The sequence below is a fragment of the Paenibacillus sp. FSL K6-0276 genome (assembly GCF_037977235.1).
Lineage (GTDB): Bacteria > Bacillota > Bacilli > Paenibacillales > Paenibacillaceae > Paenibacillus_AQ.
Genome location: NZ_CP150276.1, coordinates 2,779,598 through 2,796,326, shown reverse-complemented (window position 1 = coordinate 2,796,326; position 16,729 = coordinate 2,779,598). Strand labels below are relative to the sequence as shown.

At 41.6% G+C, this 16,729-nt stretch carries 15 protein-coding genes; 3 read left to right on the top strand and 12 right to left on the bottom strand.

Annotated elements, in window-relative coordinates; translation table 11 throughout:
* The first annotated feature begins 299 nt into the window (after positions 1-299).
* The gene (locus MHH52_RS13065) at positions 300-1,658 is read left to right on the top strand and encodes a PQQ-binding-like beta-propeller repeat protein (RefSeq protein ID WP_340009050.1); all 1,359 of its coding nucleotides are present in this window, start codon (positions 300-302) and stop codon (positions 1,656-1,658) included.
* A 37-nt stretch (positions 1,659-1,695) separates the two neighbouring features.
* On the opposite strand, the gene MHH52_RS13060 is transcribed toward MHH52_RS13065, so the two are convergent.
* Both MHH52_RS13060 and MHH52_RS13055 read right to left on the bottom strand, forming a co-directional pair.
* The gene (locus MHH52_RS13060) at positions 1,696-2,199 is read right to left on the bottom strand and encodes a ferritin (protein WP_340009048.1); all 504 of its coding nucleotides are present in this window, start codon (positions 2,197-2,199) and stop codon (positions 1,696-1,698) included.
* 70 nt (positions 2,200-2,269) lie between these two features.
* The gene (locus MHH52_RS13055; RefSeq protein WP_340009046.1) at positions 2,270-2,506 is read right to left on the bottom strand and encodes a hypothetical protein; all 237 of its coding nucleotides are present in this window, start codon (positions 2,504-2,506) and stop codon (positions 2,270-2,272) included.
* 49 nt (positions 2,507-2,555) lie between these two features.
* Between MHH52_RS13055 and nagZ the strand changes: the two genes are divergently transcribed.
* Positions 2,556-3,626 (top strand): beta-N-acetylhexosaminidase, encoded by a 1,071-nt coding sequence (gene nagZ, locus MHH52_RS13050; protein WP_340009044.1) that lies wholly within the window; start codon positions 2,556-2,558, stop codon positions 3,624-3,626.
* 19 nt (positions 3,627-3,645) lie between these two features.
* On the opposite strand, the gene MHH52_RS13045 is transcribed toward nagZ, so the two are convergent.
* The 9 genes from MHH52_RS13045 to MHH52_RS13005 all read right to left on the bottom strand — a co-directional run bounded on the left by MHH52_RS13045 (position 3,646) and on the right by MHH52_RS13005 (position 14,481).
* Positions 3,646-4,734 carry an efflux RND transporter periplasmic adaptor subunit gene (locus tag MHH52_RS13045; protein ID WP_340009042.1) on the bottom strand — a complete coding sequence of 363 codons (1,089 nt, stop codon included), beginning with the start codon at positions 4,732-4,734 and terminating at the stop codon, positions 3,646-3,648.
* A gap of 30 nt (positions 4,735-4,764) precedes the next feature.
* Entirely contained in the window at positions 4,765-6,141 is a 1,377-nt protein-coding gene (locus MHH52_RS13040; protein WP_313641018.1) for an ABC transporter permease, read from the bottom strand.
* The gene (locus MHH52_RS13035; RefSeq protein WP_313641019.1) at positions 6,131-6,850 is read right to left on the bottom strand and encodes an ABC transporter ATP-binding protein; all 720 of its coding nucleotides are present in this window, start codon (positions 6,848-6,850) and stop codon (positions 6,131-6,133) included. Before MHH52_RS13035 ends, MHH52_RS13040 begins: the two co-directional genes overlap by 11 nt.
* Before the next feature lie 39 nt (positions 6,851-6,889).
* Positions 6,890-9,478 (bottom strand): hypothetical protein, encoded by a 2,589-nt coding sequence (locus MHH52_RS13030; RefSeq protein ID WP_340009039.1) that lies wholly within the window; start codon positions 9,476-9,478, stop codon positions 6,890-6,892.
* 136 nt (positions 9,479-9,614) lie between these two features.
* Positions 9,615-10,949 carry a hypothetical protein gene (locus tag MHH52_RS13025; RefSeq protein WP_340009037.1) on the bottom strand — a complete coding sequence of 445 codons (1,335 nt, stop codon included), beginning with the start codon at positions 10,947-10,949 and terminating at the stop codon, positions 9,615-9,617.
* Complete coding sequence (locus MHH52_RS13020) at positions 10,946-12,034, bottom strand: DUF58 domain-containing protein (RefSeq protein WP_340009035.1); 1,089 nt, start codon at positions 12,032-12,034, stop codon at positions 10,946-10,948. Before MHH52_RS13020 ends, MHH52_RS13025 begins: the two co-directional genes overlap by 4 nt.
* A gap of 3 nt (positions 12,035-12,037) precedes the next feature.
* The gene (locus MHH52_RS13015) at positions 12,038-13,015 is read right to left on the bottom strand and encodes a MoxR family ATPase (protein WP_340009033.1); all 978 of its coding nucleotides are present in this window, start codon (positions 13,013-13,015) and stop codon (positions 12,038-12,040) included.
* Positions 13,016-13,092: 77 nt separating this feature from the next.
* Positions 13,093-13,452, bottom strand: coding sequence for a hypothetical protein (locus MHH52_RS13010; protein ID WP_340009032.1), 360 nt, complete (start codon positions 13,450-13,452; stop codon positions 13,093-13,095).
* Positions 13,453-13,620: 168 nt separating this feature from the next.
* Positions 13,621-14,481 carry a DUF421 domain-containing protein gene (locus MHH52_RS13005; protein ID WP_340009031.1) on the bottom strand — a complete coding sequence of 287 codons (861 nt, stop codon included), beginning with the start codon at positions 14,479-14,481 and terminating at the stop codon, positions 13,621-13,623.
* 207 nt (positions 14,482-14,688) lie between these two features.
* Between MHH52_RS13005 and MHH52_RS13000 the strand changes: the two genes are divergently transcribed.
* The gene (locus tag MHH52_RS13000) at positions 14,689-14,895 is read left to right on the top strand and encodes a DUF1657 domain-containing protein (RefSeq protein ID WP_036678243.1); all 207 of its coding nucleotides are present in this window, start codon (positions 14,689-14,691) and stop codon (positions 14,893-14,895) included.
* Positions 14,896-14,980: 85 nt separating this feature from the next.
* Here the strand turns inward: MHH52_RS13000 and MHH52_RS12995 are convergent, their stop codons facing one another.
* Positions 14,981-16,729: a sensor histidine kinase gene (locus tag MHH52_RS12995; RefSeq protein WP_340009029.1), complete on the bottom strand. Its 1,749-nt coding sequence runs from the start codon at positions 16,727-16,729 to the stop codon at positions 14,981-14,983.

Below are 16,729 nucleotides of genomic sequence, written 5' to 3'. Positions count from 1 at the left end.
GGTGGGTCTAGAGAAACAGTGTTGCTAAGATGCGTAATAGTTCCCTCTGTCAAATAGAGTTGCTAGGTCATAACTGTTTTGCGGAACGTAACATAGTTTGCCTCTGTTCAACTTTATTTCATAAATATAAGAAAGTATAAGTTTAGTAACTATACTTTAAGTTTTATATTTCTCGCTTAAACGCTTACCGTCCTTATAAGAACGCCGAAGGCGTTTATGCTTGTTCTATTGGAATAGTAACTTTTTGCTAATTTAAATGTCTAATTATAGTAAGCTAAATTTCAGAGGGGCGTGGAACTATGATTCAGTCTTTGCAGAAGAGAATGATTAAAGTGATAGCTGTAGCAAGTATTGCATTGCCATTAACAAGCAGCGCTTCAATGTCAGTCATTTTTGCTGAAAAAGCAGTCATAAGCACAAGTAATCCCTACTACAATGAAGTCAAAGCACCCCTTCTTGTACCTGTATGGTCATCACCGCTCGCCATCTTAAAGGAAGATAGAACCACAGGGCAGGACGTTACAGCACTTGCGGAGAATGGGAAGGTCTTTGCCTTGCAGCAGAATAAAAAATTAGTCGCATTGAATGCTACAACAGGTAAAAAAATGTGGGAATTCGGAAGTGCATTAGCCCCATTGTTCACGTACAGTAATGGATTTATCTACGGACTGACCCAAAGTGGCTCCCTATATGCCGTTAATGAAGCAGGTAAAAAAGCATGGTCAGCTTCCTTATCGCTACCGAAAGCAACAAACATACAGCGCTTAGGATCCACCATTTATGTTACCCAAGAGGAGCAATTAGCAGCAGTTGATGCCGTCAGTGGAAAGATCAAATGGAAGGTTGAGGAGAAGAGCGGTAACTTTACAGGCTTAACTGAACTTATGGAAACTGATGGAGTTGTAATTCGGAGTTATCTATCTCAGGGAGCTTTAACAACTACCGGACTTGCCGCTTATGACAGTCTGACAGGCAAAAAACTATGGGACCAGACCCGACAATGGTGGCCACTAGCAGTAAAGGATGGCCTTCTCTACTCCATTACCAATACGTTAATGATGGATGATGATACTGTAAATCGTAATGTTAAAGTTTCTGTATTCAACGTAAAGACGGGTGAACTTAAAGGAGAACGTTTATATAAATGGACAGATACCGAGAATAAAGATGGAGCATTCACATTTGGTGGTGTAAATGGGACCGCGTTCTTGGACGGAAATGACTTCTATATTTTTCAGGGCAGAAAGCTTGTGAAATATGATTTCTGGAATTACTCAGCGGAAGGTAAGCCAGTTCAAACCTGGACCTCTATGGCTAAAGAGAAAGATTATCCTCTAAACCAAGTCCATATGCAAAGAATGTTATATTCCAATTATGATACAGGGACGTTATCCGCACTCAAACTTGGAAATGGTCAGGTCGTAGTCCTCAATAATGGTGAGAATCCTGTAGTTCAGACGGATCTTTTCGGAAACGTGGTTTATAGCGGACAATCAGATGGCCTATTTCATGCTTATGACATGTTGACGTTGAAGCCTATTTTCACCGTGAATACCGGCTCCCGTAACTTTGCCCCTTCGCTTAAAACTGGAGGAATGCTGATGATCCGGACAGATAATAAGCTGCTTGCCATAAAACTTCCTTCTTCTATAAAATAAAAAAGCCTGATTTCTCAGGCTTCGGGGCTTCAATAACTTATTCAGCAGGAGCTGTAAAAGTTCGTGCAGCAAATTCAGCATCCAGCATGTAGAAGGCGTTGCTATCTTTATCAATTCGTTTCAGTTTACTAATAATGTTGCTAAAGAGCGCTTCTTCTTCAACTTGCTCGTCAATAAACCATTTCAAGAAATAGATCGTTGCATGCTCACGCTCATCCAGTGCCAAGTCAGCCAAATGATAGAACCGTTTCGTGTTTTGTTGTTCATGCGCGAACGCATGTTCAAAAGTATCCAGCATCGAAGAGTACTCGTTCTTCGGCTCTGGTAATGCTTCAAGGGTAGCCCGATTATCTCGATCATTAAGGAACTTATAGATTTTCATGGCATGGAATCGTTCTTCTTCTGCTTGAATCAAGAAAAAGTTCGCAAAACCATCCAGACTTTCACCGGAACAATAGGCAGCCATAGCTAGATAAACATGAGCGGAATAAAACTCGAAATTCATCTGTTCATTAAGTGCGTTTACTAATCCATCTTTCATCTGACCGTCACCTCATTATTCAATTTTAATATGTAAAGATTTAAGTTCATCTTATCACCGTGTACCTAAGTCAGCAAGGATTCATCCTTTTGACATCTAAATAAGCAACGAAGGGACGACTTTTTCTGATGACCATTCTTACTCGTAACATCCTAAAACCTAAATCCACCGGCAGCCTCCTACTAGCTTCAGCTATGTTGTCTATGCTTCTCATAACTAGCTGCTCCAATAGCAGTAATAGCTCCCAATCTGTCGTAACAAACTCGCCGAATGCCGAATCCATACCATTACCCGTCTCCAGTACCACACCTGCTCCCACCTCAGAGAGTGATCCTATCGCTCTTCAGGTTTCCAATATGAGTCTCGAAGAGAAGATCGGACAAATGCTTCTTGTTGGTATTGATGGAACCGTTCTAGATGATCAAGCAAAAAGGATGATTGCTGATGACAAGGTCGGTGGAATCATCCTTTATAAGAATAATATTCAAGACTTAAAGGGAATGATCAGCCTTGTCAATTCCATGAAAGAGAGTAACAACGGTAATCCTGCCCCATTATTCATGAGTATCGATCAGGAGGGTGGAAAAGTCAGTCGGATGCCTAAGGAGTATGCTTCTTTCCCCTCTAATGGAACGGTGGGTACCCGTAATGATGCTAACGCTGCCGAAATGATGGGCAAGCTGCTCGCAAGAGAAGTGATTTCAGCCGGATTTAATATGAACTTTGCTCCCGTCCTTGATATCAATAGCAATCCAGATAATCCTGTGATTGGAGATCGTTCCTTTGGCAACTCCGCTGAACTAGTCAGTACACTAGGAATCTCCGAAATGAAGGGCATTGAGAGCGAAGGTGTTGTGCCCGTTGTTAAACATTTCCCTGGTCACGGTGATACTTCAGTCGATTCCCACCTTGATCTGCCGATTGTGAATATGACCGCTGAAGAGCTCGCAGATTTAGAATGGCTCCCTTTTCAAGCTGCGATTAAAGAGGGGACAGACGCCGTTATGGTCGCTCATATTTTGTTTCCAAAACTAGATCCTGATAAACCAGCATCTCTATCAAGTAAAATAATTGGTGAACTACTTCGTGGAGAAATGAATTATCAAGGACTCGTAATTACAGATGATCTAACTATGGGTGCTATCATGAAGAATTACAACCTTGCCAATGCGGCGGTAGATACCGTTAATGCAGGCAGTGATATCTTACTTATCGCACACGGCTATGATAATGAGCAACGAGTAATAGATTCACTACTGGACAATGTAAAAAAAGGTAAGATACAGGAAACACGGATTGATGAGAGCGTCTATCGGATTTTAGCATTGAAAGCTAAATATAATCTATCCGACGAGCCAGTTCCGGTTCCTGACCTTACCGAGCTAAACAAAGATATTAAATCTTGGAGACTTACGATTGAGAAATAGGATTAGCCTATTTCAATCCTTACTGAAGGACAACAACATCTCCTACTTTCAACCCGGAGACGGCCTCTGTTTTGTCTGCCGTCTCCATGCCCACTTTGATATCTCTTCGTTCATATTCCCCATTGCCTTTATCCAGCATCACGTAGGAGAGATCTCCTTCATGCATTACTGCGATGCTGGATACAACGATGGCATTTTCTTTGCGGACAGTCTCGATTTCTCCACTCAAGCTTAGTCCACCAATCAAGTGCTCGTCAGGCTGTAGTGAGATTACCACTTCAAATTGTGGAACCGAAGTAGCAGTAGCATTCTGACCCGAAGCAGTCTTAGCAAATTTAGATACCTTTGTTACTTCTCCAGATAGCTTTAAATCTTTTAAAGCTGTCATTTTAACACCGACCTTCATCCCCGTCTTAATACGGAAGACATCTTGTTCACCAACAAGAGCTATGAATTCAAGCTTGTTCATATCTACAATTTTTCCGATGTATTGATTGTCTGTCACTGTTTGCGGAATTTCACTCGCGCTATCGAATAGAAAAACCCCAGATGCCGGAGCATGGTAGAGCGCTGTTTTAAGCTTAGCCTTCTTTTCTTTTAATTCACGAGCCTGTATATCAGCATTCACTTGGTTTAGTTCATCCCCCAGCCGCGCTGTTTCTTGAGCTGCGAGTGCTTTTATACGTTCGGATTCTGTTGTTCCAAGGGCTGCATTCTCCGCATCCTGCTGACTAACAAATTCATTTAATTCTGCTTCTAGCTGAGCCTTTCGGGTGGTCGCCTCTTGTGTATCAATCTCATTCTTTAAGGCTTCCTGATCGAGGGTAAACAATAAATCCCCTTTCTTTACTTGCCCACCGTTCTCAACCTTCCACTTGGTTACCTTTGAAGCATACGGTGCATATACAAGCGTTTCATGCTCATATTGTGAATTTCCTTTGACCTGAACGGAGTTCGTGATGGTTTCCTGTGTCACTTCAAAAGTTATCGCTTGTGGCGGTTCAACAGGTTCTAGCTGTGCCTCGGTTTTATACATCTTGCTGTATACAAAATAACCTGCTGCAATAATGATCAATACTAATACAATCCACTTGATTCTCCTCTTCATCACTTCTGCTTCCTTTCAACTTAAAAATAGCTAATCCCGTTTTATCGCCGTGAGCGCATTCGTTCTGGACGCGCTGATCGCCGGATAAATTCCCGATAGTACACCTGTCATCACTGCAAATGCGATCCCTATTGGAAGGGTCATCAGAGGAATAGTAATTACTAATGGTTCACCCATCCCCATTCCGGCGGTACCAATGAGCTTATTTATGCCAAATACAATCAAGTACGAAAAGACAATGCCGAGCAAGCCGCCCAGCATCCCGAGCAATGCCGCTTCTGTAATGAACATATTTCGGATCTGCCCCATATTGGCACCTAGCACTTTCATAATGCCGATCTGGCGTCGACGTTGATGGGTGGACATGGTCATCGCAACAATAATCGAGATCGAAGCAATAATAAGAATAAATACACCAATACCTAGCGCTGCTTTCTTGACCATACTGAAGGTAGAAGCCATCGCCTCTTTTTGGTACAAGTTCGTGCTTGTGTTTAGTGTGAGTTTCTGGATAAGCTTCTCCACTTGAACAATGTTGTCCGTACTGTCGACTTTTACAATGGCTGAGTTGAAGACATCCTTCTGTCCAGCAGTTCCATTCATTAGTTTCAGTTGTTCAACCAGACGCTCACCAGTCTCTAGCGACACGTAGATCTTCTTGTCGTACATCGCCATATCAGGGTTCCCCCCACTATCCAATATCCCAACAATTTGAATCGGTGAGCTGACTAGAGATCGTCCACTTTGAGAAGTAGGGTCATACGACTGTAATTGAACCTGTTGCTTGTACATATCCGACGGAAGCATGCTTAAACTGTTGTACTGTTCCATTAACTTATTATTGTAAGGATCTGTATTCAGTTGATCAAAAAGACGCTGTCGAGTCTCGGTATCAATCAATCCTACAGTTGCTCCATAGTTCAACACTGCCATACCAACTGAATCAGAAGGACCACCCTGCTTAAATTTATGGTCATATTTCGTTAGCAAACGAAGATCCGTTCCTATAAGCTGTACGTCAGTAATTTTATTATCGATTGTAGTCATTTGTATGTAGCCAAGCTCTTGAAAAGGTGCTGCTGCGGTAACATGCCGCAGGCTTTGAACAATTTCCAGTTTCTGAGCCGTCAGCCTGCCGGGGTCGAGCTTTGCATCAGCAGGAGGAGCTCCACTTCCTTCGCCTCCCTTTTGTGAAGGGATGCCGCTGTTCGGAGTCACTGTAATTTCATCCATTTTGAAATTTCGGTTAATTTCCCGCTCCGTATAGCTTTGCGCGGAATCTCCTATACTTAAAGCAACAATAATAGCAGCACAGCCAATCGATATACCAGCCATACAAAGACCTGTGACAACTTTCCGTCGTTTGACTTGCTCCCAAGCCAAACGTGAAATATCACTAATCCTCAATGAGTTTACCCCCTTCGAGTTCTGTATTCGAAGAAGTTTGTTTCTCTGTAATCATATATCCGTCCTGAAGCGTGAATATCCGTTGCATTTGTTCCGCAACTTTGAGCTCATGTGTTACAACTATGAAGGTTGTCTTCATCTTCTTGTTCAGGTTAAGTAGGATATTGATAATTTCCTCTTCTGTCTTCGAGTCCAGGTTTCCAGTCGGTTCATCTGCGAAAATAACGGACGGCTCCGTAATCAAGGAACGCGCAATACTGACCCGCTGTTGCTGTCCACCAGACAGCTGAGAAGGGAACAGGTCGGCTTTATCCGGGATGCCGACCCCTTCCAGCAAGGCTAGAGCTTTTTGCTTGCGTATTGATGGTGAAACGGATTGAAAGACTAGCGGCAACTCTACATTTTCACGGACGGTCAAGCTAGTAATCAGTTCATAAGCTTGAAAGATAAACCCGATATGCTTCCTACGAAATTCGGATAGCTTGTTCTCGCTCATCTTCACGATATCTTGGTCAGCAATGTAAATGTGACCTTCCGTAGGCTTCATCAGACCTGCCATCAGGTTTAGCATGGTTGACTTACCGGAACCCGAGCTCCCTAGTAAAGCAACCATCTCCCCCTCTTTCACAGAAAAGTCTATTTGATGAAGGACTGCCGTCGTTTCATTACCATTCTTAAAAGAATGTGTTACATTTTCCACTCGCAACATTGGAGCTGCTCCTTCGCGTACTTTAATAGATATGAAATACTACTTCTCAGTTACAGCAGGTCTATCGATCTTTATGTTATAAGCTTGGCTAGCCAGCTCGATCCGTTCTCCTTGGAATTCATCATACAGTGTGATCCGGTAGGTGCCACCAGTCAAATTCTTATACATATTATTCGTAAAGGTCGCATTATACGAGTTGTTATTCCCTTCAAGAAGCTCGGTACCGATGTTCAAGCTTCGTTCCTGTGATAGGCCGTATGGATCCGTCATTTTGAGCACCAGTTTGTGTGTGAAGGTTCCCATGTCATAGGTACTGTCACGAAGTAGGTTGTAATTCATAACGATATCTATAGTGTTACTACCAAGCAGTGATCGCCCTTCCGAACTTAGAACAGACATCGTGTACGGATATAGCGCAACCTTCGTCAAGTTTTTCTCCGGTGGAGTGGAAACTGGATTTAGAGTCAATGAAGCAATGTTAATGAATCCCGTTGGTTCCTGACCAGGTTCAGTCAGCTTATTCCCAGTAATTCCTGGCCCTAGATACATGCTTACGTCCGATGGAATTACGGACTTAGGCAACTTTGCCCAATATGTGATTAATTGCTTGCCACCCGGCGTAGCTGAAGTATCTGGCTGATTCGCTGTGGCTTCAAATAGCTGGCCATCTCCCGTTTTAAAGTAAGCCTGAAGGCGAGCCATTTTGCTTTGTCTTTTTTCTTCACTGCTAAGCAGTAGCTCTGTATATACGAGGTTAGAGTTGAGACCTTCATAAATGATCGTTTTGTTCTCTTGTACCTTAGCGTTCTTGCCTTTACCGGTGATTGCATAACTTCCCCCACGTTCAATAGTGGATACAGCATTCATCGTACTGTTTGTGCTAAGCGACAGGAACGAGCTCTTCTCTTCTTTTACTGTTGAAAAGAGGTTCACTTTTAATTTATCGAACTCTTGCGTGTAAGGAATTTTGGCAAATACGTAGATCTCAGCATTTTTCCCTGGTGCAATTGTCGATGTTTCCTTGTCCATAAAGAGTTCTGTAGAAGAAGACACATCGTCATTGTCTACCTGGACAGATCCTTTTAATTCTGGAAGCGTTAATGCTACTGATTGTGAATTCTTTATATTTATTCTAGCAACAACGATATCATCATCTTTCCAAGGAAAGCGTTGTAATGACAGCAAGTTATAAGTGAAAGAGCCATATTCATTCGATGTGCTATACTCCACGCCTTTTTGAATCTCAGGCCGTAGTGTGTAGGAAATTGTATAGTAGGCAACTGGTACTGTCAGCTTGGCTGTATTGCCGGTACTTCCATTAGACCCTTCAGTTCCCTTGCCCTCTCCTGTACTACCCGTATCTGTGTTATCAGGAGCCGAAACAGCCTCTATCATTTGCAATTGCAGTGAATTCTGCTCAAGCTCAAGCGGAACCTGTGCGGTAAGTGGAATGATTTTTTCCTCTAAAGGCTTTATGGTTAATCCGCTCAATCCCTTCGCATTGATCGGTAAGGTTGTCCCTTTTGAAGATTTAACAGCAAGCTCATAAGTCGGCAACGTAACGGCTGCCTTCCCTATATTTTTCACTCTTAGCTGGAAGGTCCAAATTCCTTTATTATTCTCAGCGTATACGTTTGCGTTGTTTAACTGAGTTTCTATCGGATTATTATTAATGATGATTTTCTTAGTCACACCTTTGCCCACCACCAAATTAGGTGTTGTAGCTGCCGGCAACTTGTACGAGGATTTAGCGATCTCAAGCTTCAGTGCTTCATCCTTTTGCGTAAATTGCAGTTTCATATTATCTGTTTTCATATAAGCAGGAATCTCGGCAAGATAATAGATTGTCTTCTTCTCCTGCGGCTGGACCTTGTAACTAAGCTGAGAACGATCAAGCGCTAATTCATACGAGCTTCCGCCTGCAGAGAGCAAATAAGCCGCATAACCCGGATCATTGAGTACCTTACTGCCTTTATTGGTCAGGCTTATGCCCACTTTGGCATAGACCTTTCCATTAAATTTATAAAGCTCCAAGGACTCACTTTTGGCGATGACAGGAATGTCATTCATTGTGGTGCTAACATTTTTTCCATTTACAGCGGTTGGGGAATAATTAGCTGGCACAGTAAAACTTCCTGCGTGCTTTAAATAACCTTTAGTTTTGGAATCCCACACATACATAGGAATCTTGATCCCTTTTAACGAATTAGTCTTGCCTATGTTGACATAATATGTAACGCGCAAGCTTTCTTTAGCACCAATCTTCTTCTTAAGCGCGTCAGCACTCAGCGGGTTACCTGGAATAACAGCCCCCCCTGGAGTCATTACTCTCGAAAAATAGTACATTAGGTTTGCGTTTTTACTACTACCATTCGAATAATTCAGAGTATAGGTTAAAATATTCCCACCAGATTGTGACCAAATATTGACATCTTCAAGTGTAGCTTTGATATTTGCTCCTAAAGTAATGGAACCCAGATTGCTAGTGGCTGTTACTGTCGCGGTAGCTACAGCTGGATTTGTTCGAACAGAATTAGCGGATGCCGCTGAAGCGGTATGCCCAGTCAGTTGACTTATGACAAAGGTGCTTAATAGTAAAACAACATATGTACTGCTATACTTTCTCATTTACATCCCTCCACGAGTATTATGCTAGAATTATTATAGTGGCAAGTACAAATCCAATTGTATCCATGTTGTAACACTTTTGGACCGTTTGTAACCTATTTGTTCCTATTTGAATGAATTTGAAGAATATTCTATTCTATAATTTCAATTGATTCTTCAATGTAGCCACATCAGTAGCAGAAGGATTTTCTTCTCCATATCTAGCTTTTTCATATAATTCAATCAAGGAATTCGACGTGTTAACAGCACTTTCATCTCCCTTACGTTTATACTTGTTAAGAGATGTCCATTTTAAAATATCGTTTTCTGTTTCCTTCGGTGTAAGGTAACTCTTAACTTCATAACCATTATCGCGCTTCATATGGAGCCAACGCCGATACAACCAGCGAACACGTTCCCGTTCACTATTCATCTGCTCCCAGCGGTCTTTCCGAAGTCTTGGAGTAAGGCGGGCGCTCCAGAAATCCTTCAGACCTTGAACCGTTTGTTCCCAAGTAAATACGCTTTTCTCCTCATCAAGATAAGAGGTATTGTCCTTGGGAGTATGTTCCCTACGTAGCATGGATAGCAATGCATCCACTGCTCTCTTCCATTTGCCTCCGGCATTTCTGTACAACCACCTAAGTGCATAATAGGCTGCAACTCCCAATACCACGGCTCCAAAAATATAAAGGGTGACATCTAAAATAGCAGCTAGTAGGCCTGGCTTTTGATCTCCTACAAGCGGTAGCTCCGGACTCATTGGAGGCTGTTCTACTGGCGGAGGCAGCGGCTCGCTTGAGCCTGAGAATAGTTTGCTAATAAAGCCGAAGAACGAACGTAAAACATTCCATACAAGTATTCCTAGAGCTTTCCCTACTCCTGCCGCTAACACGGCCGCAACAATTCCTATGACAATGACATAAATACGGTTATTCCTTTGTATTGCTTTAGGCAAAGCTTTGCCCTCTTGAGAAAGTGTACTGTAGTGTAGATAGTTGCTATTAGAAATAAGTAGTGTGAGCATTAGACACAGACTGCCGCACCAAGTCAGTAGCGTAACACTTGCCTCCAAATCTGGAATTCTATGAAAGATAATGGTGGCAACAAAATAGATCACAATACCTATCCAAGACATCTTATTCATATGATCTCGAGAGTCACTAGTCATTCCGAGATAAGCGCAAATAAACCCTACAACACCTAAAGGTAGACTTTCGATAGACAAACTTCCTGATGACACAATACCAAGCGCTGCCCCAAGGATTAGAGCTGCCAGCAATTGCTTCCATCTGACACTACAACGTTTCCGTAGCAGAATGCCCACTAATGATAGTAGTGGCATTGTAGTCATCCACATAGGTTCAACTTGCTTGGGTAGTACATAAACCAGAAACAGAATCCATATTGGTAAAAATAATAGTAGTTCTATGATTGAGAATATCCAGAGTTTGATCGTATTCCATACGTAATCAGATAACGTAGGTTTCATGCGCGCTCTCTCCCTTGTTCCGGAATATCCAGCCATTCCACACCATTGCCTAGCAGCAATAGGAGGTCAGCAGCTTCTTGTAATTCTGCTCCTCTATGACAGCTAATGATCAGAAAGTCGGTATCACTTATTCCGCTCTCGGCTTGCAGTTCCAGCAATCGGCTCATAGGAAGAGTCCTGTCTAGCTTCAGCTTTGCTAACAGCTCTAGCAAGTCTTCCAGCTCTGCCATAGGTTCTGCTTCAATAGGATCTTTTTCGCCCCCGTTATCCAATCTACCGTTACAGATAAACCCTGTCTCAATTCCATGATGCATAGCATATTCAGCGATAGTTGCGGCATATCTTATGCCTTGCTCGATACGTTCTACATCGGTTACCGCTCTCCACATGGAATCACTGTCCTCTACATTCAAGCAAATGACAAGCCGTGAATCCGCGGTGTAGTCTTTCTTATGCACCTGCATAGAACCAGTACGCACTGTAGCCTTCCAGTTTACAAGTCCCATAGAATCTCCTGAGCTATAATCGCGAATACCTGCAGTCAGGAAAGGGTCTTCTACGATCCATCTTTTCACTGGAAGTTCACCTAGCCAGCTATGTATCGGTAGTGGAAGATCATCTAAGTTCAGCAGATTGGGATAGACCAGTAACTCTAATTCGAGTGGATACGTTTTGTTTTTTCGGATTAGACCAAAGGGATCTCCGGTTGTCATTGTGACCGACTCCAAGCGGTACAACCCACGTCGCTCGCAGGTTACTTGATGACGTCGTTTAATATGACGGTAAGATTTCAGATAGAATAAACTGATATGATTCTGATAGATTTCACCAGTGCTGATGCCGAGATTATCCTGACTTCCAAATTCCAAACCTCTGGCAATACTAGATTCCAGCCGAAGCCAAGGTAATGGCAAAAGTTTAGCATTAACGATTTCCTCGATCATCTCGAGGCTATCCCCTTCATAAGCAATCTTATTCGAAAAATATCGGGAATAGCTAAGCGCTTTAAGACCATTCCGATTATAGATAACGGCAAGAAGGAACAGTAGAGCTACTGTAATAAAAATGAACCAAGGCAAAGCCATAGCTCATTCCACCTTTCCGCCTCTTAAGGACGTAACGAGTTCTGTGGGCACCTCTACCTCACGAAGCACTTGTAACACAATATCCGCAGCCTGTCCCTCTTTTGAACCCAATCCACGATGAAGAAGCAGACGATGTGCCAGCACCGGAACGGCTACGGCTTTGATATCATCTGGTGTTACGTAAGATCTACCTTGAATAAAAGCATAACCTTGAGATGATCTAAGCAATGCCCCGCTTGCACGAGGACTCGCGCCTAGTTTTACTGCTGTAGATTTCCGAGTAGCTTCCGTAATTCGAACGATATAGGCTAGCAAATCATCACTAATACTCACGGAAGCAGCTAAACGCTGCGCGGCTTGAATATCTTGAGCGGTAGCCACTGCAAAAGTCTCTTCAAGTGGATTATTCTCGCGGAAGCGCTGCAAAATATGAATTCCTTCGTCAAATGAAGGGTAACCCGTAGTAATCCGCATCAGAAATCTATCTAATTGAGCTTCGGGTAGTGGAAAAGTACCTTGGTTATCTATTGGATTCTGAGTAGCAATAACAAGAAAAGGGGCTTCTAAGCCATGAGTCACACCATCGATGGTGATTTGCCGTTCTTCCATACATTCCAGCAGACTGGATTGTGTTCTCGGTGTTGCACGATTAATCTCATCAGCCAGCAAAATATTCGCAAATACTGGACCTGGTCTAAACTGAAATTCTCCTGTCTTTTGATTGTAAAAATTAATCCCACTTAAATCAGAAGGCAATAAATCAGGTGTGAATTGTATGCGCTTAAATGAACAATCTAGTGACCTAGCAAGAACTTTTGCTAGCAATGTTTTACCCGTACCTGGTACATCTTCCAGCAGGACATGTCCATTCGCAAGTAAGGCTGTCAGCAGCAGGTCTACTCCATCCTCTTTTCCTACAATGACTTTGGCCAGATTAGCTCTAATAGATTTGATGAGTTCAGTTACTTCTTGAAGATTCATGTAAATACACCATCCGATCTGAGGAAATTATGTAATAAGTGCTTTAATCATAACAGAAAGCGTATCCAATATATAATTCACAAGAAGAGGCCTTGCCCATTAAAAAGACAAAACCTGGATTCTCCTTCCTTTTTTTTCATTCTGCAGCCCTCTTTAAGTTTAAGTATTCCTTTCATCTTATCTTTCTGAAACAGCATTGCCCCTTGAATTCCTGCCCAATACTCCGGTTTCCCATTTTTCGAAGTTTCTTCTTTTTTACCAAATGAAAGATTATTTATAGCAAATCCAACACCTGATGCCTCTGCGAACAAACAATCCTTAGTCGTAGTTGAAAACAAATATCTCTTTGATCTAAAGTTCTTTAGTACATCCGAAGGCAAGGGTGAGTTAATCGTCATTTCAACGGTACCTGCTTCTTTGCCTTCATCGATAAACACTCCGGTTTGATTCCTATCGGTATAGATGTTGCTGTGCGAATCTGGCTTAGTTTGCCAATTGTTTACGAGGTTTATACTATCTACTCCATATAGTAGTAGACAAAGAAAGAACCGGTGCAAATGACCGGTTCTTCACTGTTTTTTAGTTTGAATCTTTTAACCAAAACATCAGCTTTGGATTAAAGGTTTTAAGATTTTCAATGATGCTTGCAATTGTTCTGAGCATTGTTCATACATTTTTTTAGCTTTTTCGTTCTCTGTCGATAAACTAAACATCTCCAGATCGGCTTCACATTTTTTCAGCAAAGCATATAATTGTGGCTTATCTTGCGGCTGTGGGACTTTAAAGTTGTCGGCATACAAATCGACCGTCAGTTCACCGTAAGAATCAACTTGACCGAGAAAAACATTCTCGACGGTTAGCCCCATTTTCTCAAGAGCCCCATCAAGCCAGCTACGTGTCAGATTTAAGGTATCCAACGGTTTATCTAATACTTTACCATCCATAATTACGGCTTGAGACTCTTTCTCTGGAGCAACCTTAATCCCAAGATGTTTTGGTGTTAGGGGTTGATTTTCACTCTTGAGAAGAACATTAATCGCTCCATCTGACTCCATAATCGCAAATTCCACTTCAGATATATTGAATACATCTTTTTTACGAAGCTCTTCCAGTAATTCATCTGTTGTTAAACGTTCCTTTTTCATATGATCTTCCATTATTTTACCCTCTTTAATAAGTACAGTGGACTTAAAATCAATGAAGTCTCTTGCTTTCTTACTCTTCATCTGAAGATATTCGATCCCTAAAGAACAAGCGACCCATACAATCAGTGCAATGAGCCCCAGATGCCAATGCTTATCCGTATCCAAAGAAATATAGGCGGCTAAGCTGCCGACGGTTATCCCCGTAATATACTCGAAGAACGAAAGCTGCGATACTTGTCTCTTTCCCAGTAATTTTGTTAACAAGAAAAGCACAACCACAGCAAAGAGTGTTCGTACAATAACCTCCAACCACTCCGGCATCTCAAATTTCCTCCTTTTGAATCAACCTTTGTTTATTAACACTCATTATTTGTCGAAAAAGGTCCATTCAATCCGGAATTCCACTACTTATTTATGGAAAATCGGTTGTCGTGAAATGCTTGTATTTTTTTCCTGCATAAATAAAGTGAAGGTAGAGGACAATAGGAAACGTCATGCTAAAAATTCAAAATAGAGGAGAGAAACCTAATGACAGTAGCCTCACAAGTAAAAACATGTTTATCATCATTAAAAGGTGCTCAAGCGAGCCTTGAGCAATTTGCACTTGAAACACAAAACGAGAGTGCAAAAACTCTGTTTACAAATGCAGCCGAGCAAACGCAACAAATCGTAACCCAAGTTGAAAATCGGGTAACCGAATTAGAGTCTGAAGAACCTCAATACAAAGGCTTCTAACATTCACTTAAACAATCAAAGGGATCTTAAAGCTAGCCATTACTAGCTTTAAGTCCCCTTTTCTACAACATAACTCCAATACCGCTTACTTTCTTTTTTTAGCAGGAATCAGGATTTGAACCGATGTGCCAATTCCAACACGACTAAAAATAGTTACGCCATACTCAGGTCCATATTGCAGTTTAATACGTTGATCCACATTACGGACGCCATAACCTGTGTTCGTATGACCTTTCGAATCGAAGATTTGATCAATACGCTCTTGTCTGATGCCTATACCATCGTCAATGATACGGAACAGAATATTATCGTCTTCCTTACGGCCAACAATCCGTAAATGAATATGATCACCACACCAAGCATGCTTCAACACATTCTCTATAAATGGTTGTAGAATCAGTTTAATGGTCTCATAAGGCCAGATCTCTGTATCGAAATCAAACATAACCTCCAAACGGTCACCGTATTTAATTTTCTGAATTTCCAAATATGCATTTGCCTGCTCAATTTCAGTTGGAACCGGAATCATCGTACGACCTTCATTAAGCGTTAGGCGATAAAACTTCGCTAATTCCAGTACCATCTTCTGCAGTTTCTCATTTTGACCAAACTTGGCTAATTGAATAATAGAGGACAAAGTATTGTACAGGAAATGTGGATTGATTTGCGACTGTAGAATTTCAAGCTCCGCTTCCTTCTTCTGGAGCTGCGTCAGATATACCTCTTTAATCAACATATCAATATTCTCACCCATATCATTCAGCGCGGTTGCTATCTGAGAGAACTCATCCTTGCCTCGATATTTTATACGCTTGTGAAGATCACCTTCCCGATAGGCATTAAGCACATATACGAATTTATTAATCCGAATCGAAAAATATCGAGATATAAATATGCCGACGAAGCTAAAGACCACACAACATATGAGACACATTAAAATAATAAACAGACGTACCTTCATTGCATCCTTTTCAAGGATTGTAGTAGGAACAAGCGCAATTAATTGCCAAGCTTGGTTAGCAACCATAACTGTTTCTCTAATCGTCAAGTAATCCTTATTAAGTTTGGTTTCATCGGTGTAGTTCTTTGGTAGTTCTCCCGATTGATACATCGTTTTTCCAAACTCGTTCTTTATAATTAGATTACTTCCTTTACCTATCTTCGTATAATTGACACTGTCGAACAGATCTGGAATTCCTACATTAATCCGCAGGAACCCTATCTCCTTTGGCTCAAGAGGTTCATATGTATCAATTAATCTACGGAGCAACGAGATGCGATTATTCTCTACGTCGCTCTCAATCTGCCACCATTTCATAGTTTCAGCGTATTTTTCAGTTGGAAAATCATAATACCAAGATTTCCCTTTAATTCGTTTCATGTGGTAAAGATGATAAAAGCTACTATTATCGAGATAACCCTCAAGTGAATTCGAGTAGATCTCAGGGATCGATTCATTCATTAAGAATAGCGACATCCCAACCTTTAAGCCTGTAGATTGGATAGCTACGTCCAGCTTCGGAAGTACCTTTTTAGACATCCGATCGTAATTTTCCCAGCCTTCCTCATAACTTCGTAGATTCCGATAGAAATCAAAATCACTATATAATTGCGTTGATATTCGAGTAACTTCGTCCATTTTATAATCAATATTGTCACGAATCTGCAGTAACGTTCCTTTAATGTTCGTATTAATATGCTCGCGTAATGAATCATTGTACATGGAGTGAGAGACGAACCCGATCAGGGAGATAGGGATAATTATAAAAAACATATACGTCAGCATTAATTTATACCCAATCGGCACATACTTATGTCTTCTTGGCTGTTTCAT

What these genes read in the sequence shown, in the direction of transcription:
- MHH52_RS13065 (WP_340009050.1), top strand. Translation starts at nt 300, where the DNA reads ATGATTCAGTCTTTGCAGAAGAGAATGATTAAAGTGATAGCTGTAGCA.
- MHH52_RS13060 (WP_340009048.1), bottom strand. Translation starts at nt 2,199, where the DNA reads ATGAAAGATGGATTAGTAAACGCACTTAATGAACAGATGAATTTCGAG.
- nagZ (WP_340009044.1), top strand. Translation starts at nt 2,556, where the DNA reads ATGAGTCTCGAAGAGAAGATCGGACAAATGCTTCTTGTTGGTATTGAT.
- MHH52_RS13045 (WP_340009042.1), bottom strand. Translation starts at nt 4,734, where the DNA reads ATGAAGAGGAGAATCAAGTGGATTGTATTAGTATTGATCATTATTGCA.
- MHH52_RS13035 (WP_313641019.1), bottom strand. Translation starts at nt 6,850, where the DNA reads ATGTTGCGAGTGGAAAATGTAACACATTCTTTTAAGAATGGTAATGAA.
- MHH52_RS13030 (WP_340009039.1), bottom strand. Translation starts at nt 9,478, where the DNA reads ATGAGAAAGTATAGCAGTACATATGTTGTTTTACTATTAAGCACCTTT.
- MHH52_RS13025 (WP_340009037.1), bottom strand. Translation starts at nt 10,949, where the DNA reads ATGAAACCTACGTTATCTGATTACGTATGGAATACGATCAAACTCTGG.
- MHH52_RS13020 (WP_340009035.1), bottom strand. Translation starts at nt 12,034, where the DNA reads ATGGCTTTGCCTTGGTTCATTTTTATTACAGTAGCTCTACTGTTCCTT.
- MHH52_RS13015 (WP_340009033.1), bottom strand. Translation starts at nt 13,015, where the DNA reads ATGAATCTTCAAGAAGTAACTGAACTCATCAAATCTATTAGAGCTAAT.
- MHH52_RS13005 (WP_340009031.1), bottom strand. Translation starts at nt 14,481, where the DNA reads ATGCCGGAGTGGTTGGAGGTTATTGTACGAACACTCTTTGCTGTGGTT.
- MHH52_RS13000 (WP_036678243.1), top strand. Translation starts at nt 14,689, where the DNA reads ATGACAGTAGCCTCACAAGTAAAAACATGTTTATCATCATTAAAAGGT.
- MHH52_RS12995 (WP_340009029.1), bottom strand. Translation starts at nt 16,729, where the DNA reads ATGAAACAGCCAAGAAGACATAAGTATGTGCCGATTGGGTATAAATTA.